Origin of the sequence: Neorhizobium populisoli (genome assembly GCF_019430945.1) — a bacterium.
Taxonomy (GTDB): domain Bacteria; phylum Pseudomonadota; class Alphaproteobacteria; order Rhizobiales; family Rhizobiaceae; genus Neorhizobium; species Neorhizobium populisoli.
Genome location: NZ_JAHYCB010000005.1, coordinates 487,326 through 511,232 on the forward strand (window position 1 = coordinate 487,326; position 23,907 = coordinate 511,232).

Here is a 23,907-nt window from a genome sequence, read left to right on the forward strand (position 1 = left end):
AAAGCCGCCTCGGGTTTCGGGCGGCTTTGGTCTTGTCGATGGACATGACTGGTCAAGGCCGCGTTGAGCGTGCCGGCCACCAGTTGCCAATGTTCATCGAAATCGTCATGGGCGAAATTGTTAGCCGCACTGCGGGCGCCACGCAAGCGATTTTCTTGGGGTACCGATGCGACCAAATCCGGGTCTTCCGCGTTGCCTATCCGCCAAACCGCCCCGGAGACTATCGGCATGGGGGGCGAGAGGAGGCCAGGATGATGAAGCGATCCCTCTGCCTGCTTGCGATCACCGCACCTCTGCTGCTGAGCGCGGCCCTACCGCCGTTGAGGCCTATTCCTCATGAGCGGCCGTCAGATATCGTGCAGGTGAACTTCCTCACCCGTTTGCTGGAAGGCAATACGGGAAACCGTCGCTCGTCATCTCATCGCCGCGCGAACCGTTCCTCCCAGGAACGCGCCGCGACGCCCCAACCACCGGCTCCAGCAAACGTTCCTGTTCCGCTGCCCAAGCCGACGGAACAGGCACAGGCAAATACCGATGCGCCGAAAGACAATGCCATTCAGCCCGACGACAAGACCAAGGATTTGACTGTCGAGAAGGCTCAGGAGGAAAAGAAGTCTCCCCCAGCCCCGATCGCCCCGGTAGAACCGCAACGACAAGCAAAGGCGCCGAAGGACGAACAGCCGCGGAAGGAAGAGGCGCAAGCTCCCGCCCCCGACAACGCCGAACCACAGGCCAATCCGCCGGCCATCGCCGAAGTGCCGGTACCGCAGTCGAAACCCGCGACACCGGAGCAACCGGTAACCGCAGCGACGGATATCGGCCCCAAGCCGGATGGCAAGGAAATCGAGGAGCAGAAGGCCGAAGCCCCGCCACCACCTCCCCCGCTGGTCAAGGAAAACCCGGAGGAGCTGAAAGCCTGCCTCGCCGAACTTACCACGCTCGGTGCAAAATTCGAGCCGACCGACCCCATCGACGACGGCAACGGCTGTGGCATCGAGCACCCGATCGATGTCGACGAGGTGCTGCCCGGCGTCAACCTCGGCGGCGCGACGATGCGCTGCAAGACGGCCGTCACCATGGCCCATTGGCTGAAGGATACTGTCCAGCCGGCCATGAACATCGCCATGCCCGGTCGAAAGATCGTCGGCCTCGTGCCCGGCTCCACCTATGCCTGCCGCCTGCGCAACAGCGCGGCAACCGGCAAGATCTCCGAACACGCCCGCGGCAACGCCTATGACGTCGCCGCTTTCAAGCTGGATAATGGGGAGCGCATGGAAATGAAGCCGCGCGTCGAGGATTCGACGATCGAAGGCGCCTTCCAGCGCACCGCCACCGCCGGCGCCTGCCTGCACTTCACCACCGTCCTGTCACCCGGAAGTGACGCTGCGCACGAAACCCATCTGCATCTGGATGTGCTGGAGCGGAAAGGTGGGTATCGGTATTGCCGTTAGGCCCGCGAGCCCGCGGCCGCACGCTCTCCACTTTCGTCGAGAGATGCTGCAGGTCTGCGCCCGACCATATTGTTGAGATACCGGCGGCACGGCTGTTCAATAATATAGAAGCTGCAAAGGCCTACTATCACGGTACCGGACACTGCGAGTGCCACGCCGATCATATCCGCCGCCAGATAGAAAGGCTGCTGCCACAGATAAAGTGAGTAGGAAAGCGTTCCGAGATATACCATCACCCGCAGGCTGAGCGCCCGACGCAACACCGGCAGAGCTACGTCGAGGGCGTTGATTGCAACGGCGAGAAGCAATGTTGCGACAGAATATTTGAGCCATATCGGGAAGATATTGAGATTGAGCACGACCGCGCCGACCAGACATGCCGGCGTGAGCAACCCGATGATCACGTTTCCTGCTCTGGCCTCAAGCCATGGCTTGAGCAGAAGATAGAAGCCGAACGAAAAGAACACGGAAGCAGCGCGGACATCGGTTCGCCAATAAAGCTCATGTTCGCTTTGGTTCGTATAGATACCCTGCAGAATACCGGAAAGCATCATCGCCGCCGCTACTGCAATGGCAATGATTGCGGATGTTTTTAAATTGCGGGAACTCAGCACCGCAATGACCGCCAAAATCGCATAGGAATGCTCTTCAACGCTCAACGACCAGATGTGTTCGAGAACCGTGGTCATTCCCAGAAGAGAGGTCGTGTAGTTCATCAGAAAGAATACGGCGGCCAGAAATTCGGGCAATCCCACAGCCTTCGGCACGTGTTTACCCACAACCGACGCCGCCACTGATACCAGCAGCATAGCCAGGCAGAAAGCGAACAGTGCCGGGAAAATTCTTGAGAAGCGGCGCCAGAAGAACAGCTTCAACGGCGTCTGTCTCCGGATGAGGATTTCCGCCATCAATCGTCCGCTCAAGACGAAGAAAAGCTCGACGCCGAACGGTCCCAGATTGAGAGCACTAAACTCACCGAAATGCCCCAACAAAACAGCGGCAATTGCCAAGCCGCGCCATCCGTCAAGATAAGGAATATGATCGTGCTTCATGAAAACCTCTGCCCGCTCTACCGGTTTATCAGTGGCCACAAACAACGATATCTTGCAATCGCTTATTCCCTTAATGGTGAATTACTGCGCGACTGCGTGCAAAAAGCCACCAAGCGAAGCATTGACCTGAACGACAAATAACAAACCAGAAGTATTGAATGAAATAGAAGATTTCCAAAAGTTGCAGTGATTTCGACTGGGCCCTATACGGGACTTGATCGCCATCCCACCTCGATCAGCACCCGGCCCGGCGCCAGGCAATAGAACAGATACCCGCCTCGCATCTCGCGCGGCTCGCCGACCAGTTCGGCATCGCTTTCCTTGAGTTCGCGGTAAAGCCGATCAACCTCTTCCAGTTCCGTCTGGATGAAACCAAGATGGTAGGTTACCAGCCCAAGCGCCTGCTGTTCGCTGCCGCCGAATTTTTCAATTGGATGGCTGACGACGATTTCGAGGCCTGCATCGTCGTCAAGAATGGCAAGCCCGCCTGCCCCGCGCATCTCCCGCAGAGTCAGGCCGAAATGGCGCACGAGAAAGTTGCTCGTTGCCGCAACGTCAGGCACATGGATATCGATATGGTTCATTCGCATCATTCATTCCTTCAAGGTTAGTCGGCGGAATGCGATGCATGACGCGCACGGAATCCGCCGAGAGCGGCGCGGGATGCGCCGTTTCTCGTCGCGGGTTCTCACTGCACTTTGAAGTAGCTGCGGATTAGAGCTTCCGAATGCGCCCAAGCGCTTTTGCGGAAGGGGCCGTGCTTACCATATCCGACCCTGCCTTTTTCGACGCCTGACGTTTACCACCCGCGAGACGGTCGAAGCAAGCAGGCAGAACCTTAGAGGTCGGGCGAAAGATCGAGCGGCTTGAAGCAGACGTCGACAAACTTGACGATATTCGGCTCGGTCACCTTCAGGGTCTGGCACTCGCGAACGACACGCCGCACATACGTCGTGCGGATGACCCGCGGCCGCTCGCGCTGCACATAGACCCGGTGTGGCCGCTCCGCATAATAACCGCGAACCGGATCGGCCGCCTGAGCCGGCGCCTGGAAGGCCAGTATCGCAGTAACACCGCCAAGAGCGAGGATAGAGGTTTTCGTCATCAGGGTTTTCGTCGGGGCAATCGGCATCGGGCTTCTCCGCGCGTGAGGTCCAGAAAGCAGCCATTCCAGCCACTTCAGCGGAACATCAATTCGCGAATGGGCCCAATGTTCCCGCCCCTAGAACAACCCTTCGACAAACCCGTCTTCGTTGAGAAAAATCCGCTCTGCCGAAGGCACGCTCGGCAGGCCAGGCATGGTCATGATCTCGCCGGTGATCGCCACGACGAAGCCGGCACCGGCCGAAAGCCGCACCTCTCGGACATGCACCACATGCCCTTCCGGTGCGCCGCGCAGATTGGGATCGGTCGAGAAGGAATATTGCGTCTTCGCCATGCAGACCGGCAGGTCGCCATACCCCTGCTCTTCCCAGGCCTTCAGCTGGTCGCGCACGCCCCGGTCGGCCGTCACCTCGGCGGCATGGTATATCTTCGACGCGACGATCTCGATCTTCTCCATCAGCGGCAGCCTGTCGGCATAAAGCGGCTGGAATTTCGCCTGGCCGCTTTCGGCAAGTTCGACCACCTTCTGCGCCAGTTCCTCGATGCCGGCCGAGCCATCCGCCCAGTGCCGGCAAAGGATCGCATCCGCGCCATGCCGCGCCACATAGTCCTTCACAGCAGCGACTTCGGCCTCCGTATCGGAGGTGAAATGGTTGATCGCCACCACCACCGGCACGCCGAATTTCCGGACATTGGCAATGTGACGTCCGAGGTTCGAACAGCCGCGCTGCAGCGCCTCGACATTTTCGGCGCCGAGGTCTTCCTTCTTCACGCCGCCATTCATCTTCAACGCCCGCACGGTCGCAACGATGACCGCGGCATCCGGCTTCAGCCCCGCCTTCCGGCATTTGATGTCGAAGAATTTTTCAGCGCCGAGATCGGCGCCAAAGCCCGCTTCCGTCACCACATAGTCGCCAAGCTTCAAGGCGGTCCGCGTCGCGATCACCGAATTGCAACCATGCGCGATATTGGCGAACGGGCCGCCATGCACCAGGGCCGGATTGTTTTCCAGCGTCTGCACCAGGTTTGGCTGCATGGCGTCCTTCAAGAGCACGGTCATCGCCTTATGCGCCTTCAGATCGCGCGCAAAAACCGGCGAGCGGTCGAAGCGGTAACCGATGACGATATCGCCCAGCCGCCGCTCGAGATCGGCCAGATCGGATGAAAGACAGAGGATCGCCATGACCTCCGACGCCACGGTGATGTCAAAACCGCTTTCACGCGGAAAACCGTTGGAGACGCCGCCGAGCGATGTCACCACCTGGCGAAGTGCGCGATCGTTCATGTCCATCACCCGCCGCCAGCTGATGCGGCGCGTATCGATATTCTCCTTGTTGCCCCAGTAGATATGGTTGTCGATCATCGTCGACAGGAGATTGTGGGCCGAGGTGATGGCGTGGAAATCGCCGGTGAAATGCAGGTTGATATCTTCCATCGGCACGACCTGCGCATATCCGCCGCCGGCCGCCCCACCCTTTACGCCGAAACAAGGACCGAGCGACGGCTCGCGCACGCAGATAACCGCCTTCTTGCCGATTCGGTTCAAACCATCACCGAGGCCGACCGTCGTCGTCGTTTTCCCCTCACCCGCGGGTGTCGGATTAATGGCCGTGACGAGGATCAGCTTGCCGTCTTTGCGATCCGAGAGGGAGGCGATGAAGTCGGCACCGATTTTAGCCTTGTCATAACCATAAGGCGCCAGCGCCTCGGGCGGGATGCCGAGCTTCGCTCCGATCTCCGCAATCGGCTTCTTCACTGCCGCGCGTGCGATTTCGATATCCGATTTGACGGCAGCCATACCCACTCTCCTTACCCTTCACGGGTCTCGAAACATGCCCGTTCGGTTATGAATAGCCAAGGAAAAGCAATGTGTGAATAGGTCCGACTGGAACATATCTACCACAGTCGGGGATAAGCGAAATTTACGCATAATAACTTGACTAAAAAACTCAGATTCAAACTTGACTCTTTTTGTTGAGATTTTTAATTGTCCTGATCGGGGCTGCCGCTGGGGCGGAAATCAGCACTTCAAAACTCTTCCACGCGCGCTCGGAAGCCGGGTCGCGCGACGTTATCGCATGTCTTTTTGAGGGGACTTTCATGGTTTCAGATCCGTCACGACGCCGGCAACTTTGGGCCGGCACTGCCATTCTGCTCGCGATGAGCTTCGCATCCGCGACCCACGCACAGCAGGCCCAGCAATCCGAGCAGTCGACAGAGCTGAAACCGATCGTCCTCGACGCCAAGAAGGGTGGCCGCGTCGCTGATTCACCGCTGACCGAGACCACCGAGCGCCCGAAGATCGAGCAGCGCATGGTCACCGATTTGCGGGACTTTTCCCGCCGTATTGATGCCGGAGTGAACTTCAACAGCAATACGAAGAGCATCAACATCCGCGGCCTGCAGAACGAACGCGTGCTGACAACCATCGACGGCATCCGTTTGCCCTGGCTGAGCGATCCTCGCGACACGGCAAAGGGCGGCGGCAACGCCTTCGACTTCGACAGCCTCTCCTCGCTTGACATTACCAAGGGTGCGGATTCCAGCCGTTACGGCTCCGGCGCATTGGGCGGCGTGGTCGAGCTGAGAACACTCAATCCGCAAGACCTGATCGACGAAGGTAAAAACTTCGGCGCTCTCACCAAAAGCACCTATGACAGCAAGGACAACAGCATCGGCAGCAATGCGGCAGTTGCTGGTCGCTTCAACGATAGCTGGCTGCTTGTCCAGGGCGGTTACAAGAAGGGCCACGAAACCGAGAACCAGGGCTATATCGATGGCTATGGAGCAAACCGCACCGAAGCAAACCCGATGGACTTCGTGCAGAAGAACCTGCTGGTCAAATTCCACCAGTATATCGAAGGCGGCCATCGCTTCGGCCTGACCGGAGAACTCTACAATCGTGACGAGGACAGCAAGAACTTCCGTGGCACGACGGCCTCCTATCAGCAGGGTTCGTTCAAATCCGGCGAAGAGGTCGACCGCAAGCGGATTTCCGGCTCCTACGACTTCATCTCGCCGGACAATAGCGACGTGGTGGATCGCGCCAGCGTCACTGTCTATTGGCAGAAGGAGCAGATCAATAACACGACGGATGCAATCCGCCTTCCGAGCGCACTCGGCGGCATCATCCCCGGCGACCCATTCTTCTATGGACGTCCGTTCGGTGTCTACAAGCGAGACAACATGATCGAGCAGACCTCGTATGGTCTGACCGGAAACGCCTCCAAGGAACTCGATCTGGGCGGCGTGAGCCACGAGTTACGGTTCGGCGGCGAGCTGTACTGGCAAGACACGCACCAGTATTCCGCTGGCGTCGACAATTGCCCCGATGTGGACTGGACGACCATTCCGCAGCCTTTCGGCCCGCAGGCATGCCGCTTTCTGCACACGAACTCATCGGATATGGCCGACGTCAATGCAGTCATGTTCGGCGCGTTCGTCGAAGACGACATCAAGCTGATGGACAATCGCCTGACCATCACCCCCGGCCTCCGCCTCGACTATTATAGCTACGATCCGAAATCGACGGCCGCCTTCGAACGCAGCCCGGCTTATGACCAGGCCTACCTCAAGTCCAACGAGGACTTCGGCATCTCGCCAAAACTGCGGTTCGCATGGCAGGCGACCCAGGAGCTGGAACTCTACGCCCAATATGCGAGAGGCTTCCGTGCGCCGACGGTGATGGAGCTTTACCAGAACTATGGTCAGCCGGGCTCCTATCGCAGGATCGGCAACCCCAACCTCGATACGGAAACGAGCAACGGCTTCGAGATCGGCGGAAAATATGAGGCGGCCGACTACACGATCGCAGCCACGGTCTTCAACAATTATTACCGCAACTTCATCGACACTAAGCCCTCTATCGATCCCACCGGCGAATATCCGCTCGGCATTACCGAATATCTGAACGTCAACAAGGTCCGGATCTACGGTATCGAACTGTCCGGCGAATGGCGCTTTGACGAGAATTGGCGCACCTGGGGCTCCGTTGCATGGTCCAACGGCCGAAACACCGGAAACGGCGCCTACCTGAATTCGGTTGCGCCGCTGCGCGCCATTGTCGGTCTCGGTTACGCCCAGGAAACCTGGGGGGCAGACGTCTCGCTGACCGCGGCGGCCACCCGCAACAGGACGAATGGCGGCTTCAGGGCTCCAGGTTACGGCATTGTCGACCTCTCCGCATGGTGGGCACCGGAAAAGATCGGCGACGTTGACGTTAAGGGCCTGAAGATACAGGCAGGCGTCTTCAACGTGTTCGATGAGAAATATTGGGATGCCGTCAGTGTTCCCGATACAACGACGATCGCTCAACGCGACTATTTCAGCGAGCCTGGCCGTACCTTCAAAGTGTCCGTCAGCAAAAAGTTCTAATCATTCCTGCCCAAGACTGAAAACGCCGTATCCGAAAGGGTGCGGCGTTTCTTTGTTATGAATGTCTTGCCGCGGTCACCTTCGCCGATTATGTGAGGCGGCCCTGAAAAACCTGGAGAATGAGGATCATGAAGTCGTTGGAATTGCTGGTCGAAAAAATCATCCTGTCGAGCCGGTGGATTCTCGTCGTCTTTTACCTCGGCCTGGTCGCGGCGCTTGCCGTCTATGCTCTCTCCTTCGCATTGAAATTCTGGAAGGTTGCCCAAGGCGTCTTCACGCTTGGCGAGTCCGAGATGATCCTCGCCATGCTCGGCCTCATCGACGCCGCACTGGTTGCGAGCCTGATCGTCATGGTGATGATTTCCGGCTACGAAAATTTCGTCAGCCGCTTCGATGAGACGGAAGCCGACGTTTCCTTCCTCGGCAAGCTCGATGCCGGCAGCCTGAAGATCAAGGTCGCCTCGTCGATCGTTGCAATCTCCTCCATCCACCTCCTGCAAATCTTCCTGAACGCCGCCCAATACGATGACCGTCACCTGATGTGGTACACGATCATCCACATCGCCTTCGTCGTTTCCGCCGTCATGCTCGGCTGGCTGGAGCGCATCATGGCGAAGACCAAGGCGGAGAAGCACGAGGAATAATTCGAAGCGACCGACGGCACTACGGTCGACGCCGTATCGGGCTTTCCGCAAAGGCTGCTAGACGGGACCTGGAGCCGCCTTAGGCGCGGCGCGGCGATGGCAGAGCGCGTCGGCGGAGTCGCTTTCCCTGCAAAGCGACATGCCCGGCCACTCCCGCTGGATCAGGATATCGGTGATGAGGCCGAGCTTCAGGGCTTCGGCGGAAGGCACGATCCGCATATCGTCCGGCGGCGTGCTCATCATCACATCGATTGCATCGGGGCTGATGCCCATTTCCCTGAGATAGGCCGTGAGTTCGGCCTTGTCCTTCTTGTTCAGCGTCGTGGAGGTTCTCCTGCCCTGAACCTTGCGGCCAATCTCCTTGCGGGAAACTTCCTTCCTTCTGCCGTTCACCATCGCATATTCGACTTCATAGGAAACCCTGACGCGTCTGTAGGTCACGGTGATCTGGTGAAGACCGATATAGGTCCAGCGTGATAGGGCACGTACCGTGCCGCCGGCCAGCACCAGCGGACAGGCGGAAAAGCAGCCCGCCCGGAACGGATGGCTGTAACCCGTCGATCTCCCGTCCTTGCCTATACCGGCCTTGCAGCGCTTGTCCTGCGGCGGGCAGTCGTTCAGCCAGGTGTGGCCCACCGTGGTTTCCAGTCCTGCCTTGCGGATCATCCGGCCCATCTTGTAGGCGGCATCGACATCGCCGCCGGGAGAGTTGAGGACAACCGGCATCTTCTGCTTGCCAATGGCCTTCAGCACCTTCTTGAGAAGTGCCGGCGTAGCGGAGGTAATCTGCCCCTCCGCCGATATCCATTCCGGACAGGTATCGGAACAGCGCAGGTCCCGCACGACCACGAAGGTCATCGGCGGATCCTGCTTCTCCTTTTCGGCAGCAGCGATTTCGGTGGAAAAGAGAGAGGCAAAAACAAGGAAAGAAAATAGAAACAGGGCAAGCAAACGGCCCGCCAGATAGGAAATTGCAAACTGCACAGCTGACCGCCCCGGTTGCGCTCCCACTACGCTTAGCAGCCGAACCAGAGAGCCGCAACTATCGCGCGGCCGCCTCGACTTGTCGGACAGCTGACTTCCTATCGCCTCCTTCTGTCAGCGCATCCGGGCGCCTAAAGTATGAAAGACTATACTGACGCTTATGAGGCCTTCGCTGCCGCGATCAAGCACAGTGCCGACGTGATGGAATGTCATATATCTGGCACACGTACGCGTAACAGAGATGCACGCGCCGAAGCTCCGCCGCGAAGTGATTCTCCGGTTTTCGAACGGCCAAAAACCTCAAACCTCCCGGTAATGCGGAGGATGACGGGAACAGGATACCTCCCTGTGTGACCTAAAAAACCCGGCCCGCGATGAGCCGCTTCAAAACACGACTAAATATCGGATTTCTTAGGGATAAGTATTGCACTGCACGAAAATTTGCTGGCTATTCAAACAGGTTCGTATATTTATTAACAGTAACATAAATATTTGTCAGTTTTAGCTGTATGATAACCCTCGAGCGGCAATCCATTTTAAATAGCGAGATCTCCGCAGCGGATTCGCGGGTGCAGATTTTCGATGCGATGAAACGGCTGGCCCATGAGTTCGGCTTTCGTTATGTGACGCTTTTCGAAGCCGGCTCTCCCGATGAAGTCTTGATGGCAAGAATGATCGTCGAGACGACTTTGCCGCAGGCTTATATCCAGGAATTCGACCGTAAAAGGCTTTTGAAACTCTGTCCGGTCGCGCCGATCATCTCACGCTCTGTCCTGCCCTGCTGCTGGTCGCTGAACGATAGCGATAACGTGCGCGGGTTTTCCATACCGGCCGTCATGGAAGAACTACAGCGCCGCTTCGAATTGCTGACATCCGTGGCGATGGGCCTGAACTCGATCGATGGCGACCGCTTTCTGGTCCGCTTCGATGGCGTGCGCCCCCGCCTCAGCCAGGGCGAACTGAACGAAATCGGCATGATCGTGCTGCACGCATTCGACGTGTTCGACAAGATACGCCGCAGCGCCAAGGTTGCAGCTTCAGGCCCGCTTTCCACGCGCGAACTGGAAGTCGTCCGCTGGACGGCACAGGGCAAAACCTCCGCCGAGATCGCCAGGATCCTGTCCCTTTCGGATCACACGATCAATGCCTACATGACCAACGCGATCAAAAAACTCGATTGCGTCAATCGAACCCAGTTGGTAGCTAAGTCGTTGAGGCTTAGGCTGATCAGCTAGCCGGAACCTTTTTCCGGCGTCACGAGGTCGATATTGCCCCCATGGGTCCAGCACACCGAAAAACGCTCCAATACGCAGTATCTTGAGGTCGGCCTGACTGCCGACGAGATGATCGAACTCGTCACGGCCTTCCGCTATTACGGCTTCTGGCGCATCGATCTGGACAGCGGCCATTTCTTCGCGACTGAGGATGTTTTTCACATATTCGGCATGGAGCCGACGGATGGCCCCGTCAATCTCGTCGAGATGACGGGTCGCATTCATCCGGAAGACATGCCGCAAATCCTGGAAGTCTACGAGCGGGCCAGCAGTGCTCGCCTGACCTATCATAATATCTACAGGGTGAAGGCTGACGCCGAGGATTACAAATACGTCCGCACGGTTGGCAAGTTCCGCGACAAGCCCGGCACGAGCGGCGAAGTCGTCGGCATGACCTACGAATTCTTCGAGCGCCGACCCGGCGTCACCTTTTTCCTGGACGAGACGGAAAGCTGACCGGAAATCCGGTCAGCGCTCAAGCACCGAACGCACCTCGACGAGGTTCGAACGCACCATCAGCGTATGGAAGCCCATGACCGCAAGATGGCTCGGCATCACGAAACCGTCCTCGGCACCGTTGGAGATGATCAACGGCTGGATACGCAAAGCCGCGCGGAAACGGTTCAGCGTGTCGCCCCAGAGTTGGGTCAGGTTGCGCTCGCGGATCACCTGCGAGAAATCCGCACCGGCACCGGAAAGCACCGCATAATACCCATAAAGTTGCCCGTAGGCGAACCAGAAGCGGTCGTCAGCGCGCGTATCGAACCAGCCGGCGTTGAAGTTCTCGGAACGCTCTCGCAGGATTGCCGAGGTACCGCCAAGATCGTTGGCGATCCGGTCTATGAACTGGATGAGATTGTCGACCCGGCTGTCGAAGGTTGCGTTGCACGAGGTCAGATCCCGGTTGAAGGCGTGCAGCTTTTCGATAGCGGTTCGGTAATAGGAAGGCGTCGGCGTTTTCGGACCGAAAGGATCGAGCCCGAAATACCAGGAATATTCATCGAACTGCAGCGCGCCGCGCGCATCCTGAAGATTGTTGTTGACGCCGGACGTGCCGCGGACACGACCCAGCGTATCGACAAGCTCGGACGCAGTACGCCGCACCGCCTGGTTCACACCGCGCTGGAAAGACGCTTTGTTGTCGAGGAAGGGCGTGTGATCCCAATCGAGCCCGAACAAGCCCAGCCGGTAGAGCAGCATGGACGAAATCCAGGCATTCTGGTTGACGTTCATGTCGGTCAGGTCAGCCGCCGCATCGACGATCGCCGAGGACTGGCACTGTTTGGCGCCGACGGCGGCGGCACTTGCAGGAGCATTGGCGCCGGCGGGTGCCGTCGTCTTCGGTAATTCCTGCCCGGCCGGCACGGTGCGTTCGGACCAGCGATAGGCATCAACGAAATTCGGATTGAACCCTGTCCAGACCTGCGTCTGCCAGAAGAAGTAACCGTAGAGACCGAAAAGCACGACGAGGATCGCAATGATCGGCCCCTTCACCATCCAGTGGCGCCGGCCGTACCAGCCATGTGCCGCCATGAACGGCCACACCAGCCACGCGACCAGAAGTCCGATCCCCCTCCCCACGGCCTGGCCGATTGTCTGGAAGAAGGCTTTAATCCGGTCGAGCATCGCTGTCTCCTGGTGAAGCGGGGGGCATCCGATTGGTCAGAGCCTCACATATGTGCTCCAGCCGCAGATCACAACCGGCCGCAGCGTTTCGCCGCAATCCCGCGCCCGCTTTGAGAAGAGCAGCTGTCAAGACTGGGCCGGTTTGAGTGCATTTCGAAGCGGATGGCTGGCTTTCGCCGGCGAAAACTCTTCCCCGGATGTCGCGGCCTTCAATTCCGGGAACCGCTCCTCAAAGGCGAGGTTGGCCTTCTGCCGACGAGCGGCAAGTCCCTGGATCGTCAGCATGCCCTGCGCGAAACGGTCGATTTCCGCAGAGAGATGCGGGAAACGCTCCCGATCGAAGGAAACGCTGCCATTCCTGCGCAAGGCGGCGAAAACGACCTGGTAGAGGATCAGCAGATCTTCCATGTCGGTGAGCAGCTTGTGGCGGAGGATATTACAGGCCACGATTTGTGCGTTGAGTTCGGTCACGAAGCGATTGAAGACGGAAACGGCGCGTTCCACCTTCGCAGAAGCCTCGACGCCGGTCATCGCGCTTGCGTCTTCGCCGCGCAGGTCTTGTATCATGTCGCTGCGGTGGTCGATCAACGTGCCAAGATCGACCTCGCCCTCCTTCCGCTCCTTTATCAGCGCGCTGCGCTCGCCTTCGAGCAATCCGGCAAGCGCGTCGCCGCGCCCCAGCAATTTCTCGATATGCGCCAGCGCGGCGGGGCTTGCGGCCCGCGCTTCGATCCGGCTTCGCATTGCAGCCCTGGAAAGATAACCAATCAGCCTTTCGCCACGGGTCGGCTGCTCGCGCTCATCGAACTCCCGTTTTCGGAGAGCAATATCGTCCGCGAGCCGCGAAACCAGTCGAGCCAACGCGACCTCCACGGCCCGGCGCTCCAGAACCTCGTCCGCATGGCGCTCATCTTCGGCGGCGAGCCGGTCTTCATCAGGAAGCAGCGATTTATCCGCCGTTTCCGCAAGCAGCTTCAGCACAGGCTTTGCCGCCTCGCGCATGGCGGCGAATATGCCGTCGATCCGTCCGAACTCTCTGTCGAAACCGTCCGCTGCCGCCACGCCTGTCCTCCCGCAACCTGACGGCAAGATAGCGCCGCCGCAGCAGATTGCCACGACGGTCACGCGCGGGAAACGGGAAAATCAGAGGCCGAGTTTGGTAAGTTCGGCCGTCAGCCGGTCCTTGGCCATTTTCGGCATCTTGGCATCCTTGACGGCGGCGAGATTGGCAGGTGCGTCACCGACGACAACCAGCGCCACCATGCCCATGCCGAAATGCGGCGTGCACTTGAAGACATAGGCGCCCGCCTTGTCGGCAGTGAACGAAACTTCCTGGCTGATCTTGCCCTTGATCTCGGCCACCCCTTCCGGCAGCAGGCCGGTCATCGAAACGACGTCATGTCCCTTGTCCTGCGGCACAAACTTGATCGTATCACCCGGCTGCGCTTTCACGGCAGCGGGTTCGAAGACCATGGCCTGACCGTCGCTGCCCTTGTTGAGCATCTTGATCTCGATTTCGGCACTGACGGCCGGCCCCGAAAGAATAGCGAAAAAGGAAAGCGAAGCGGCAAGAGTAAAGGTCTTGGCGGTGTTCATGCGCATGGGAAAACTCCTGAAAGGCAATACATGACGGCTATTGCTTTAGGTATCTGCCTCTTGCGCGGCTTTGACCAGCGTCAATCGATAGCGCACGGCGCGGCGATCCGTCCCATCTAGGAGTAGCGGCTCAGACCTCGTGGCAGCGCATTCGTTCTTCCCAATGACGACGGCAGAGCGACACATATTTTTCGTTACCACCGACGTCCACCTGCGCACCTTCGCGCACCAGATTGCCGCTTTGATCGAGCCGGACGACCATGGTCGCCTTGCGGCCGCAATAGCAGATGGTGCGCACTTCGCGCAGCTCGTCGGCGATCGCCAGAAGCTCCAGCGAACCGGGAAACAGTTTACCTTGGAAATCCGTCCGCAACCCGTAGGCCATCACCGGGATGCCGACACGATCGGATACCCGCGCCAGCTGCCAGACCTGTTCGGCGGTCAGGAACTGCGCCTCGTCCACGAACACGCAGGCGATCGGCTCCTCACGGTGCATCCTGTCGATTGCCGCAAAAAGATCATCGCTCAGGCCAAACGGAATGGCATCCGAGGAAAGCCCGATCCGCGAGGCGACCTTGCCCGCACCGGCGCGATCATCCAACGCGGCGATGAAAATCGCCGTGCGCATGCCGCGTTCCTGATAGTTGTACGACGCCTGCAAGAGCATGGTCGACTTGCCGGCATTCATCGTCGCGTAATGGAAATAGAGCTTGGCCATGTCCTGCTTTTGATCAAGAATCACCTGCGAGAAAAGCGGCGAGGATCGAAAACCACAGGAAACTAATGTGACGGCGGCTCACCGAAGCCGGGATGAGAATTGTCACAAAATGTCGCAAATCCATATCAAAGCGCGCCGCGAATGCACATGCTTGCCCCGCCGCAGAAGATATTGATAATGGCGGGAACATATAAAAACGGGAGCTAATCATGCGCATGAAGTCTACCCTAGCCACAGCCGTCTCCTTCCTCGCCCTTACATCCGCAGCGCTCGCCGCAGAACCGGAAGCCTGCGGCACCGTTCGTTTTTCCGATGTCGGCTGGACGGACATCACCGCCACGACCGCCACCGCCAGCGTACTTTTGAAGGCGCTCGGCTATCAGACGGACGTCAAGGTCCTCTCAGTGCCGGTTACCTACAGTTCGCTGAAGAACAAGGATATCGACGTCTTCCTCGGCAACTGGATGCCGACCCAGGAAGCCGACGTTCGCCCTTATCTCACGGACAAGTCGGTCGAATCCTTCGGCCCCAACCTCGTCGGCGCCAAATACACGCTGGCCACCAATGCCAAGGGCGCCGAACTTGGCATCAAGGATTTCAAGGATATCGCCACCAAGAAGGATGCTCTCGAAGGCAAGATCTATGGCATCGAGCCCGGCAATGACGGCAACCGTCTGATTCTCGACATGGTCGAGAAGAACACGTTCGGCCTCAAGAGCTTCGAAGTGGTGGAATCTTCCGAACAGGGCATGCTGGCGCAGGTCGCCCGTGCCGACAAGGCGGGACAGCCGGTTGTGTTCCTCGGCTGGGAGCCGCACCCGATGAACAGCAATTTCAAGCTCACTTATCTCGCCGGCGGCGATGACGTTTTCGGCCCGAACTACGGCGGTGCCGAGGTCTATACCAATGTCCGCGCTGGCTACACCCAGGAATGCGCCAATGTCGGCGCCTTCATCAAGAACCTGAAGTTCTCGCTGACCATGGAAAATCAGGTCATGGGCGGCATCCTCAACGATGGCGACGAGCCGGAAGCAGCCGCCACCAAATGGCTGAAGAAGAACGGTTCCGCCATCGAGCCCTGGCTTGCCAACGTCACCACCAAGGACGGCAAGCCCGGCGCCGCCGCCGTCAAGGCCAAGCTCGGCCTCTGAGTGATCGAGGGCCGGGAAACCGGCCCTTTGTATTTCCGGCGATAGTTTTTCTCAGAAACAGGCAGGCAAGGGCGTGAACGGGTTTCCCGAATGGCTGGTGGATTCCAGCGGCAAGATACGCATCGGCAACTGGGCCAAGGACGGCGTCGACTGGCTGACCCATAACGCGGACTGGTTTTTCAACTGGCTGTCGATGGTGCTGTCGTCCGTTATCAACGCGATGCTCTTCGTGCTGCAATGGCCGAACCCTTTCGTGCTGATCGCGCTTTTCACGGCGTTGGCCTGGTGGCTCAGGCGCTCGATCGGCGTCTGTCTGTTCACCGCCTTCGGCCTGCTCCTCATCTATAACCAGGGCTACTGGAAAGAGACGACGGAAACGCTGGCGCTGGTTCTGGCCGCCACCGCCGTCAGCATGGCGATCGGCATTCCGGTCGGCATTGCCGCTGCCCGCCGCGCCTGGCTCTATGAGGTGCTGCGGCCGATCCTCGACCTGATGCAAACGATCCCGACCTTCGTCTACCTCATTCCGGCGCTAATCCTCTTCGGCCTCGGCATGGTGCCGGGCCTGATCGCAACCGTCATCTTCGCCATCCCCGCCCCGATCCGCCTCACCCGCCTCGGCATCATCTCGACGCCGGATGCGCTGACGGAAGCGGCCGTTGCCTTCGGCGCCACACCGTCGCAGGTGCTGCGCAAGGTGGAACTGCCCTATGCCATGCCGCAGATCATGGCCGGCCTCACCCAGACCATCATGCTGTCGCTCTCCATGGTCGTCATCGCCGCGCTGGTCGGCGCCAACGGGCTCGGCGTACCGGTGGTGCGCGCATTGAACACCGTCAACATCGCCCGCGGCTTCGAGGCGGGGCTCTGCATCGTCATTCTGGCGATCATCCTCGACCGCATGTTCCGCACCGCCGAGCCGGGGAAAAAGTCATGAGCGATTGCGTCACCTTCGACCGTGTCGACATCATCTTCGGCGACAAGCCGGAACGCGCGCTTTCCCTGGTGGACCAGGGCAAGACCCGCGATGAGATCAGCGCCGAGACCGGCATCGTGCTCGGCGTCGCCAATGCGTCATTGACCATTCACGAGGGCGAGATCCTGGTCCTGATGGGCCTGTCCGGCTCCGGCAAGTCCACCCTGCTGCGCGCCGTGAACGGCCTCGCCCCGGTCGTGAGGGGCAATGTGCAGGTTGCCACGCCCGATGGTCCCGTTGATCCCTACAAGGCGAGCCCGAAAGTGCTGCGCGATCTGCGCATGCATTCGGTCTCGATGGTCTTCCAGCAGTTTGGCCTGCTCCCCTGGCGAACCGTCTCCGAAAATGTCGGCTTCGGGCTTGAGCTTGCCGGCATGGCGGAGCCTGAGCGCAAGAAGCGCGTCGATGAGCAGCTGGAACTGGTCAACCTGGCAAAATGGGCTGGCCGCAAGGTGGGCGAACTTTCCGGCGGCATGCAGCAGCGTGTGGGCCTCGCCCGCGCCTTCGCCACCGGTGCGCCGATCCTGCTGATGGACGAGCCCTTCTCTGCCCTCGACCCGCTGATCCGCACCCGCCTGCAGGATGAGCTTCTGGAATTCCAGCGACGCCTGAAAAAGACCATCCTCTTTGTCAGCCACGATCTCGACGAGGCTTTCCGCATCGGCAACCGCATCGCCATCATGGAAGGCGGGCGGATCATCCAGTGCGGCACGCCGCAGGAAATCGTCCGGGCACCGGCCGACAAATATGTGGCCGATTTCGTCCAACACATGAACCCGATCACCATGCTGACCGCAAGCGACGTGATGCGTCCCGGCACCGGCCAGGCGGCAGCAGGTGTCTCCGGCACTGCGCTCGCCACGACGCCCCTCGTCGATATCCTCGACGCACTCGCCCGCCAACCAGGCGCGATCGGCGTCGTCGACAATGGCACGGTGATCGGCTCGATCTCCGCCGACGACGTGATCGCCGGCCTGACCCGCCATCGCCACCGCGAAGCCTGAAAGGTCGGACGGATAACCTGAAGCATCGACTCCGCTTTCTCTGCCGGGCCGCCGGTGTTATGTCCAATCAGGCATAGCAGAGAGGGACGAGAGATGCAGGACGAGCCGCAAGAAACTCCGGCAACCGGAGAGGCCGCCGTAAAACCGGCCGACAAGCCGCAGGTCCTTCGCGATACCGACGACGAGGCCCGCCGCCTCGCTCGCACGCTTGTCCGCGGCGCCCGGCACATGGCGCTGGCAGTGCTCGATCCCGAGACCGGTTTCCCATCTGCAAGCCGGGCGCTGACCGGCACCGATGTCGACGGCGTACCGGTCATCCTCGTCTCCGGCCTTTCCGCCCACACGAAGAGCCTGCTGGCAGACCCGCGCTGCTCGCTGCTTGCCGGCGAAACCGGCAAAGGCGATCCGCTCGCCCATCCCCGCATCACGGTTCAATGTCTGGCGGAAACCGTCACCCGCGACACCCCGGAGCATGAACGGATTCGGACCCGTTTTCTGGACAGGCACCCCAAATCTGCATTGTATGCAGATTTCCCGGATTTCCGGTTTTTCCGAATCAATCCGCAGACTGCTTCGCTCAATGGGGGATTCGGCCGTGCATATGTCATGCCCGGTGCGGATTTGGTGATTCGTGATCCGGGAATCACTCCCGCGTGGCTCGATCTGCAACAAAATTTAAAAAATATGACAGAGGCCGCAACTGCCTTTGCGACGCTAACTGGCACGGAAAACGGGAAAAACTGGCGATTCGGGGGAGTGGATAGAGGTGGAATCGACCTAATTGCGGGAGATTTTCAACTCAGGCACGAATTTCCCGCACTAATGGACTTACCGGAGGCCGTACTTGATTATATTTTTGATACAGCTAAAGTATGCTAAGCCGGTTACCCGAAATTTAGGGATATACAATCCCTTTTGCTCCTTGTTAATTTTCACCCCTAGGACGACGGGCGAATTTTAAAGCGGGGGGCCGCTTTGAGATACGAGGGGAATTGTAACTGATGGACACGATGGCACTATCCGAACACTCCAACGCGGCGGCAGGTTTGCTGTCTGCCATGGCCAATCCGAAGCGATTGATGATCCTGTGCTGCTTGGTAAAAGGAGAGGTCGCCGTCGGCGCACTCGCTTCCCAGGTCGGGCTCAGCCAGTCTGCGCTTTCGCAGCATCTTTCCAAGCTGCGCGCGCAGAAGCTGGTGAAAACCCGCCGCGACGCCCAGACGATCTATTATTCCAGCTCCTCGGAATCTGTTCTGAAGGTTCTCGAAACGCTGGAAGACATCTACTGCACTCCGGAGCAGGCCAAGTCTGCCGCCGCTTGAAATTGACAGTGCTGACATGATGTCACCGCTGACTTGAGCCCAGCCGAGGCATGCATTGCCGTCGGCTGGGCTCTTTCTTTGCCGCGATGGACAATCTGCGCAGGTCCGCGATCTTGGGCTGTCGGGTCGTCTTGCCCGTATTGTCGTCGGCTGCTGCGCATTCCAGCAAGCGCGTGACGCAAATCCGATATTGCCATGTTGCTGCCAAGCGCTGCCGCTCGGAAAGCCGGTTGACGGCCGTGTTCCCCCTGATAATTTGACCATGCAGTCAAAAAACCGGCGCAAAGCCGCCGATCGGGAATGGCCCTCGGAAACAGCCGAAAATGGCCAGTGGAGAACAGCATGTCCAACCGCCTCAACACGCCAAACGACCTCCGCGCTTTCTGGATGCCGTTCACGGCCAACCGCCAGTTCAAGCAGGAACCCCGCCTTTTCGTCAGCGCCAAGGATATGCACTACCAGACGCATGACGGCCGCCAGGTGCTCGATGCCACCGCCGGCCTCTGGTGCGTCAATGCCGGCCACTGCCGCCCGAAGATCACCGAGGCGATCCGCGAACAGGCCGGCGAACTGGATTATGCACCCGCCTTCCAGCTCGGCCATCCGAAGGCCTTTGAGCTCGCCAACCGGCTGGTCGATATCGCCCCGGAAGGCATGAACCACGTCCTCTATACCAATTCCGGCTCCGAATCCGTCGAGACTGCGCTCAAGGTGGCGCTCGCCTATCATCGGGTGAAGGGCAACGGCTCGCGTACCCGCCTGATTGGCCGCGAGCGCGGTTATCACGGCGTCAATTTCGGCGGCATCTCGGTGGGCGGCATCGTCGCCAACCGCAAGATGTTCGGCACGCTTCTGACCGGCGTCGATCACATGCCGCACACTCACCTTCCGGGCAAGAACGCGTTTACCCGTGGCGAACCGGAGCATGGCGGCGATCTGGCAACCGAACTGGAACGCATCGTCACCCTGCACGATGCCTCGACCATCGCCGCCGTCATCGTGGAGCCGGTCGCCGGCTCCACAGGCGTGCTGATCCCGCCGAAGGGCTATCTGCAGAAGCTGCGCGAAATCTGCACCAAGCACGGCATCCTGTTGATCTTCGACGAAGTCATCACCGGTTTCGGCCGTCTCGGCGCGCCGTTCGCCGCCCAGTATTTCGACGTGACGCCGGATATCATCACCACCGCCAAGGGCCTGACCAACGGCGTCATCCCCATGGGGGCCGTCTTCGTTACCTCGGAAATCCACGACGCGTTCATGACCGGCCCCGAGCACATGATCGAGTTCATGCACGGCTATACCTATTCCGGCAACCCGATTGCTTCGGCCGCAGGTCTCGCGACGCTGGAAACCTACAAGGAAGAAGGCCTGTTCGAACGCGCCCGCGACATCGCCCCCTATTGGGAAGATGCACTGCACTCGCTGAAGGACGTCAAAAACGTCATCGATGTCAGAAATATCGGCCTGATTGGTGCGATCGAGCTCGACCAGATCGCCGGCGAACCCACCAAGCGCGCCTTCACCGCCTTCCTGAAGGCCTATGAAGACGGCCTGCTGATCCGCACCACCGGCGACACGATCGCCATGTCGCCGCCGCTGATCGTCGAAAAGCATCAGATCGACGAGATCGTCGGCAAGCTGCGCGAGATCCTGACGAACGGCATTTGATCTTGTATAGCCGGCCCGGCTCTGGTTTCAGAGCCGGGCCGTTCAACGACAGGATTTCATCATGACCAAACAATTTCGGATCAAGGCTGACGACATCAAACCGCTGGCGACCGGCCATGGTGGGTGCCTGGCCACCGACATGATCACCGTCGAAGGTTATCCGGTACGCTTCATGTATCGCGAACCGCCGGACCACGAACTCGACAGCGGCTGGCGCTTCCTGTCTGGATTCGAGAGTGAAGACTACATGGACAACGCCGAAAACCACGGCGCCTATGACGTCAACACCATCGCCAATTACGATCCCAGCATCATCCCGTTTCTCGAAGAGCCTGAAGGCAGCGTGTTTGAGAGGCCGGCGGAGACTGAACAGTTCGTCCCTGTCGAGAATTGGGAGCCGCGCGACGATTGACGGCGGAGAGGGCCGCAGACGCCGATCAATCAATCCGCCAGAGCTGTCCCGAATAATTGCCGCAGGCCACCAGATGGGCCATGCCGTCCTGCGCCCCGCCATTGACGATGTCGAGGCACATCTTGTCGCCGCGGAATTGCGTCGTCAGGCGATACCAGCCCTTTTCGCCGGTTTCCGAAAGCTTCCAGGACTGGCCGGAAAAGTCGCCGCAGGGGGTCAGGCTGACGAAATTGTTGAGATCGCCGCCATTGTCGACATCCAGGCACATCTTGTTGCCGCGGAACTGCGTCGTCAGGCGATACCAGCTGCCGTCCTTGGTGATCTTCCACATCTGGCCGGAGAAATTGCCCTTCTTGGCAAGATGGGCATAGTTGTTGGTATCACCGCCATTAAAGATATCGAGCGGCATGCCGGCGCCTTTCCATTGAGTGGAAAGGGAATGAAATTCCTGGGCTTGGGCAGCCGGTGCAAGACCGAAAAGCATCGTCACGGCAACGGAAAAGCCGGCCAGCGTCATTTTCATGAATTTGTCCTTTGGACGGAGAGAGGAAACGTTGGGACATTACGAATTGCTCATTAACAATACGTACGCAATACCTGAAAAAGCCCATTTATACCCGGCCCGGCTCTTTTCAGTGACGCCAGTTTTTCAGAACGCTTGAAGCAATCCCGGATATCGTCTTGTCTGGCTTTTGCAGGCCACCTGATTCAAGTCTGTCATCTGTTTCAAATCGCCGCCGGCCACACGGAAAGACGGAATGGACAATCAGCTCATGCTTTTTTCGGCGATCGCCGCCACCTTCGTGTTTGCCGGCTTCGTCAAGGGCATAACGGGCATGGGATTGCCGACCGTGGCCATGGGTGTGCTCGGCGCAATGATCTCGCCGCTCGCCGCGGCAAGTCTGCTGATCGTGCCGTCCCTGGTCACCAATATCTGGCAGCTCTTCTCAGGCCCGCATTTCGGCACGGTGCTGAAGCGGCTGTGGCCGATGATGCTCACCATCCTGATCGGCACGATCGCCGGATCGTCGCTCCTGACCGGCGGCAATACCAGCGTCACCACGACCGCACTCGGCGCCGCGCTGGTGATCTATGCCGTCTATACGCTGTTTGCCCGCCAGCTGCGGGTCCCGCCCCATATGGAGCCGTGGCTGTCACCCGTCATCGGCCTGGTGACCGGCGTCGTCACAGGCGGCACCGGCGTCTTCGTCATTCCGGCCGTCCCTTATCTGCAGGCGCTGGGGTTGGAAAAGGACGACCTCATCCAGTCGCTCGGACTATCCTTCACAATCTCAACGATCGCGCTGGCGGCAGGCCTGGCGCTACGCGGCGCATATGATCCGGGAAATCTCGGCATGTCGGCGCTGGCGCTCGTCCCTGCCCTCATGGGCATGTGGATCGGCCAGATCGCTCGCGACAGGATTAGCCCACCGACCTTCCGCCGCTGGTTTCTGATGGCACTGCTGGTGCTCGGCACGGAAATGCTGCTCCGCCCGCTGTTCTGAATACCTGAATTGAAAAAAGGCCCGCCGTGATACGGCGAGCCCTCTTTTCGATCTGTGCAAATCTTAGGCCTTGAAGAAGGCCAGCAGCTCGGCATTGACGGTGTCGGCATGGGTGGTTGCCATGCCGTGCGGCAGGCCTTCCAGAACCTTCAGCGTGCCCTGCTTCAGCAGCTTGATGGCGAGCATCGCGGAGTCGGCGATCGGCACGATCTGGTCGTCGCTGCCGTGCAGGACGAGAACCGGAACTTCGATCGTCTTCAGGTCTTCGGTGAAATCGGTTTCCGAGAAGGCCTTGATGCAATCGTAATGGGCCTTGGCGCCGCCCATCATGCCCTGACGCCACCAATTCTGGATGACGCCTTCGGAAACCTGGGCACCTTCGCGGTTGAAGCCGTAGAACGGGCCGGCCGGAACATCACGGAAGAACTGGGCGCGGTTGGCGGCAAGAGCGGTGCGGAAACCGTCAAACACTTCGAGCGGCAGACCGCCCGGATTATTTTCCGTCTTCAGCATGATCGGCGGTACGGCGCCCATCAACACTGCCTTGCCGACGCGGCCATTGCCGCCATGCTTTGCGACGTAGCGGGCAACTTCGCCGCCGCCGGTCGAGTGGCCGACATGGAAGGCATTCTTCAGGTCGAGATGCGCGACGACGGCTGCGACGTCGGCCGCATACGTATCCATCTCGTTGCCGATATCGGTCTGGCTGGAGCGGCCATGGCCACGGCGGTCATGGGCGACGACGCGATAACCCTGGCCGAGGAAGTAGATCATCTGGGCGTCCCAGTCGTCGGCGGAAAGCGGCCAGCCGTGATGGAAAACGATCGGCTGGGCGTCCTTCGAACCCCAATCCTTGTAGAAGATCTGCGTGCCGTCCTGGGTGGTGATGAAGTTACTGCTCATGGTCTTTTTCCTCTCAAAGTGATCTCTGAACGATGTCGACGTGATGGACTGGTTCTGCTGCGCGATCGCGACAGGCCCGCCATTTGGCTGTGATAGCCGCCTTCGATGTCGCCTCTTTGAACGACGCCTCTGGATAATCCGAA

25 protein-coding genes are annotated in these 23,907 nt (G+C 59.4%); 13 read left to right on the forward strand and 12 right to left on the reverse strand.

The features are described 5' to 3' along the window. Positions 1-251: 251 nt before the first annotated feature. Positions 252-1,451 (forward strand): extensin family protein, encoded by a 1,200-nt coding sequence (locus tag KX729_RS16535; RefSeq protein WP_246617631.1) that lies wholly within the window; start codon positions 252-254, stop codon positions 1,449-1,451. Here the strand turns inward: KX729_RS16535 and KX729_RS16540 are convergent. The 4 genes from KX729_RS16540 to KX729_RS16555 form a co-directional block, all read right to left on the reverse strand. Next, positions 1,448-2,503 carry an acyltransferase family protein gene (locus KX729_RS16540; protein WP_219743563.1) on the reverse strand — a complete coding sequence of 352 codons (1,056 nt, stop codon included), beginning with the start codon at positions 2,501-2,503 and terminating at the stop codon, positions 1,448-1,450. The two genes, KX729_RS16535 and KX729_RS16540, sit on opposite strands and share 4 nt — an antisense overlap. A 203-nt stretch (positions 2,504-2,706) precedes the next feature. After that, on the reverse strand, positions 2,707-3,093 hold the full coding sequence (locus tag KX729_RS16545) for a VOC family protein (RefSeq protein WP_219743564.1): 387 nt from the start codon (positions 3,091-3,093) through the stop codon (positions 2,707-2,709). 248 nt (positions 3,094-3,341) lie between these two features. Then, positions 3,342-3,635 carry a hypothetical protein gene (locus KX729_RS16550; protein WP_219743565.1) on the reverse strand — a complete coding sequence of 98 codons (294 nt, stop codon included), beginning with the start codon at positions 3,633-3,635 and terminating at the stop codon, positions 3,342-3,344. A 90-nt stretch (positions 3,636-3,725) separates the two neighbouring features. Continuing rightward, positions 3,726-5,405: a formate--tetrahydrofolate ligase gene (locus tag KX729_RS16555; RefSeq protein WP_219743566.1), complete on the reverse strand. Its 1,680-nt coding sequence runs from the start codon at positions 5,403-5,405 to the stop codon at positions 3,726-3,728. A 302-nt stretch (positions 5,406-5,707) separates the two neighbouring features. On the opposite strand from KX729_RS16555, the gene KX729_RS16560 reads away from it, so the two are divergent. Both KX729_RS16560 and KX729_RS16565 read left to right on the forward strand, forming a co-directional pair. Next, on the forward strand, positions 5,708-7,981 hold the full coding sequence (locus KX729_RS16560) for a TonB-dependent hemoglobin/transferrin/lactoferrin family receptor (protein ID WP_219743567.1): 2,274 nt from the start codon (positions 5,708-5,710) through the stop codon (positions 7,979-7,981). A gap of 128 nt (positions 7,982-8,109) precedes the next feature. Next, entirely contained in the window at positions 8,110-8,625 is a 516-nt protein-coding gene (locus tag KX729_RS16565; protein ID WP_219743568.1) for a TIGR00645 family protein, read from the forward strand. Positions 8,626-8,682: 57 nt separating this feature from the next. Here the strand turns inward: KX729_RS16565 and KX729_RS16570 are convergent, their stop codons facing one another. Further along, the gene (locus tag KX729_RS16570; protein WP_219743569.1) at positions 8,683-9,609 is read right to left on the reverse strand and encodes a COG3904 family protein; all 927 of its coding nucleotides are present in this window, start codon (positions 9,607-9,609) and stop codon (positions 8,683-8,685) included. Between the two features lie 569 nt (positions 9,610-10,178). Here KX729_RS16570 and KX729_RS16575 point away from each other — a divergent pair. Together KX729_RS16575 and KX729_RS16580 are read left to right on the forward strand one after the other, a co-directional pair. Further along, a complete protein-coding gene (locus tag KX729_RS16575; RefSeq protein ID WP_312991094.1) occupies positions 10,179-10,844 on the forward strand; it encodes a helix-turn-helix transcriptional regulator in 666 nt (221 codons plus the stop codon). 33 nt (positions 10,845-10,877) lie between these two features. Continuing rightward, complete coding sequence (locus KX729_RS16580; RefSeq protein ID WP_246617632.1) at positions 10,878-11,339, forward strand: PAS domain-containing protein; 462 nt, start codon at positions 10,878-10,880, stop codon at positions 11,337-11,339. Between the two features lie 12 nt (positions 11,340-11,351). Here the strand turns inward: KX729_RS16580 and KX729_RS16585 are convergent, their stop codons facing one another. The 5 genes from KX729_RS16585 to KX729_RS16605 all read right to left on the reverse strand — a co-directional run bounded on the left by KX729_RS16585 (position 11,352) and on the right by KX729_RS16605 (position 15,040). Continuing rightward, a complete protein-coding gene (locus tag KX729_RS16585) occupies positions 11,352-12,509 on the reverse strand; it encodes a DUF2333 family protein (protein WP_219743571.1) in 1,158 nt (385 codons plus the stop codon). 126 nt (positions 12,510-12,635) lie between these two features. Beyond that, positions 12,636-13,571 carry a hypothetical protein gene (locus KX729_RS16590; RefSeq protein ID WP_219743572.1) on the reverse strand — a complete coding sequence of 312 codons (936 nt, stop codon included), beginning with the start codon at positions 13,569-13,571 and terminating at the stop codon, positions 12,636-12,638. Positions 13,572-13,652: 81 nt separating this feature from the next. Continuing rightward, the gene (locus KX729_RS16595; RefSeq protein ID WP_025602778.1) at positions 13,653-14,111 is read right to left on the reverse strand and encodes a pseudoazurin; all 459 of its coding nucleotides are present in this window, start codon (positions 14,109-14,111) and stop codon (positions 13,653-13,655) included. A 124-nt stretch (positions 14,112-14,235) separates the two neighbouring features. Then, entirely contained in the window at positions 14,236-14,823 is a 588-nt protein-coding gene (locus KX729_RS16600; RefSeq protein ID WP_025602780.1) for a thymidine kinase, read from the reverse strand. Positions 14,824-14,836: 13 nt separating this feature from the next. Further along, positions 14,837-15,040: a hypothetical protein gene (locus tag KX729_RS16605; RefSeq protein ID WP_219743573.1), complete on the reverse strand. Its 204-nt coding sequence runs from the start codon at positions 15,038-15,040 to the stop codon at positions 14,837-14,839. On the opposite strand from KX729_RS16605, the gene KX729_RS16610 reads away from it, so the two are divergent. From KX729_RS16610 to KX729_RS16640, 7 genes are all read left to right on the forward strand, one after another. Further along, positions 15,033-15,974 (forward strand): choline ABC transporter substrate-binding protein, encoded by a 942-nt coding sequence (locus tag KX729_RS16610; RefSeq protein ID WP_219743574.1) that lies wholly within the window; start codon positions 15,033-15,035, stop codon positions 15,972-15,974. The two genes, KX729_RS16605 and KX729_RS16610, sit on opposite strands and share 8 nt — an antisense overlap. Positions 15,975-16,047: 73 nt before the next feature. Beyond that, a complete protein-coding gene (choW, locus tag KX729_RS16615; RefSeq protein WP_219743575.1) occupies positions 16,048-16,911 on the forward strand; it encodes a choline ABC transporter permease subunit in 864 nt (287 codons plus the stop codon). Further along, positions 16,908-17,954: a choline ABC transporter ATP-binding protein gene (gene choV, locus KX729_RS16620; protein ID WP_219743576.1), complete on the forward strand. Its 1,047-nt coding sequence runs from the start codon at positions 16,908-16,910 to the stop codon at positions 17,952-17,954. The genes choW and choV overlap by 4 nt, the downstream gene beginning before the upstream one ends. Before the next feature lie 93 nt (positions 17,955-18,047). Then, positions 18,048-18,833 carry a HugZ family pyridoxamine 5'-phosphate oxidase gene (locus KX729_RS16625; RefSeq protein WP_219743577.1) on the forward strand — a complete coding sequence of 262 codons (786 nt, stop codon included), beginning with the start codon at positions 18,048-18,050 and terminating at the stop codon, positions 18,831-18,833. Positions 18,834-18,955: 122 nt separating this feature from the next. After that, positions 18,956-19,276, forward strand: a complete 321-nt coding sequence (locus KX729_RS16630) for an ArsR/SmtB family transcription factor (RefSeq protein ID WP_025602790.1) — start codon at positions 18,956-18,958, stop codon at positions 19,274-19,276. A 342-nt stretch (positions 19,277-19,618) separates the two neighbouring features. Continuing rightward, positions 19,619-20,944 carry an omega-aminotransferase AptA gene (gene aptA, locus KX729_RS16635; protein WP_219743578.1) on the forward strand — a complete coding sequence of 442 codons (1,326 nt, stop codon included), beginning with the start codon at positions 19,619-19,621 and terminating at the stop codon, positions 20,942-20,944. Positions 20,945-21,005: 61 nt separating this feature from the next. Continuing rightward, positions 21,006-21,356, forward strand: a complete 351-nt coding sequence (locus KX729_RS16640) for a DUF2185 domain-containing protein (RefSeq protein WP_025602794.1) — start codon at positions 21,006-21,008, stop codon at positions 21,354-21,356. A gap of 25 nt (positions 21,357-21,381) precedes the next feature. Here the strand turns inward: KX729_RS16640 and KX729_RS16645 are convergent, their stop codons facing one another. Beyond that, entirely contained in the window at positions 21,382-21,879 is a 498-nt protein-coding gene (locus KX729_RS16645; protein WP_219743579.1) for an RICIN domain-containing protein, read from the reverse strand. A 235-nt stretch (positions 21,880-22,114) separates the two neighbouring features. On the opposite strand from KX729_RS16645, the gene KX729_RS16650 reads away from it, so the two are divergent. Next, complete coding sequence (locus KX729_RS16650; RefSeq protein ID WP_219743580.1) at positions 22,115-22,861, forward strand: sulfite exporter TauE/SafE family protein; 747 nt, start codon at positions 22,115-22,117, stop codon at positions 22,859-22,861. A 63-nt stretch (positions 22,862-22,924) separates the two neighbouring features. Here the strand turns inward: KX729_RS16650 and KX729_RS16655 are convergent, their stop codons facing one another. Beyond that, positions 22,925-23,764 (reverse strand): alpha/beta fold hydrolase, encoded by an 840-nt coding sequence (locus KX729_RS16655; protein ID WP_219743581.1) that lies wholly within the window; start codon positions 23,762-23,764, stop codon positions 22,925-22,927. Between the last annotated feature and the right edge of the window lie 143 nt (positions 23,765-23,907).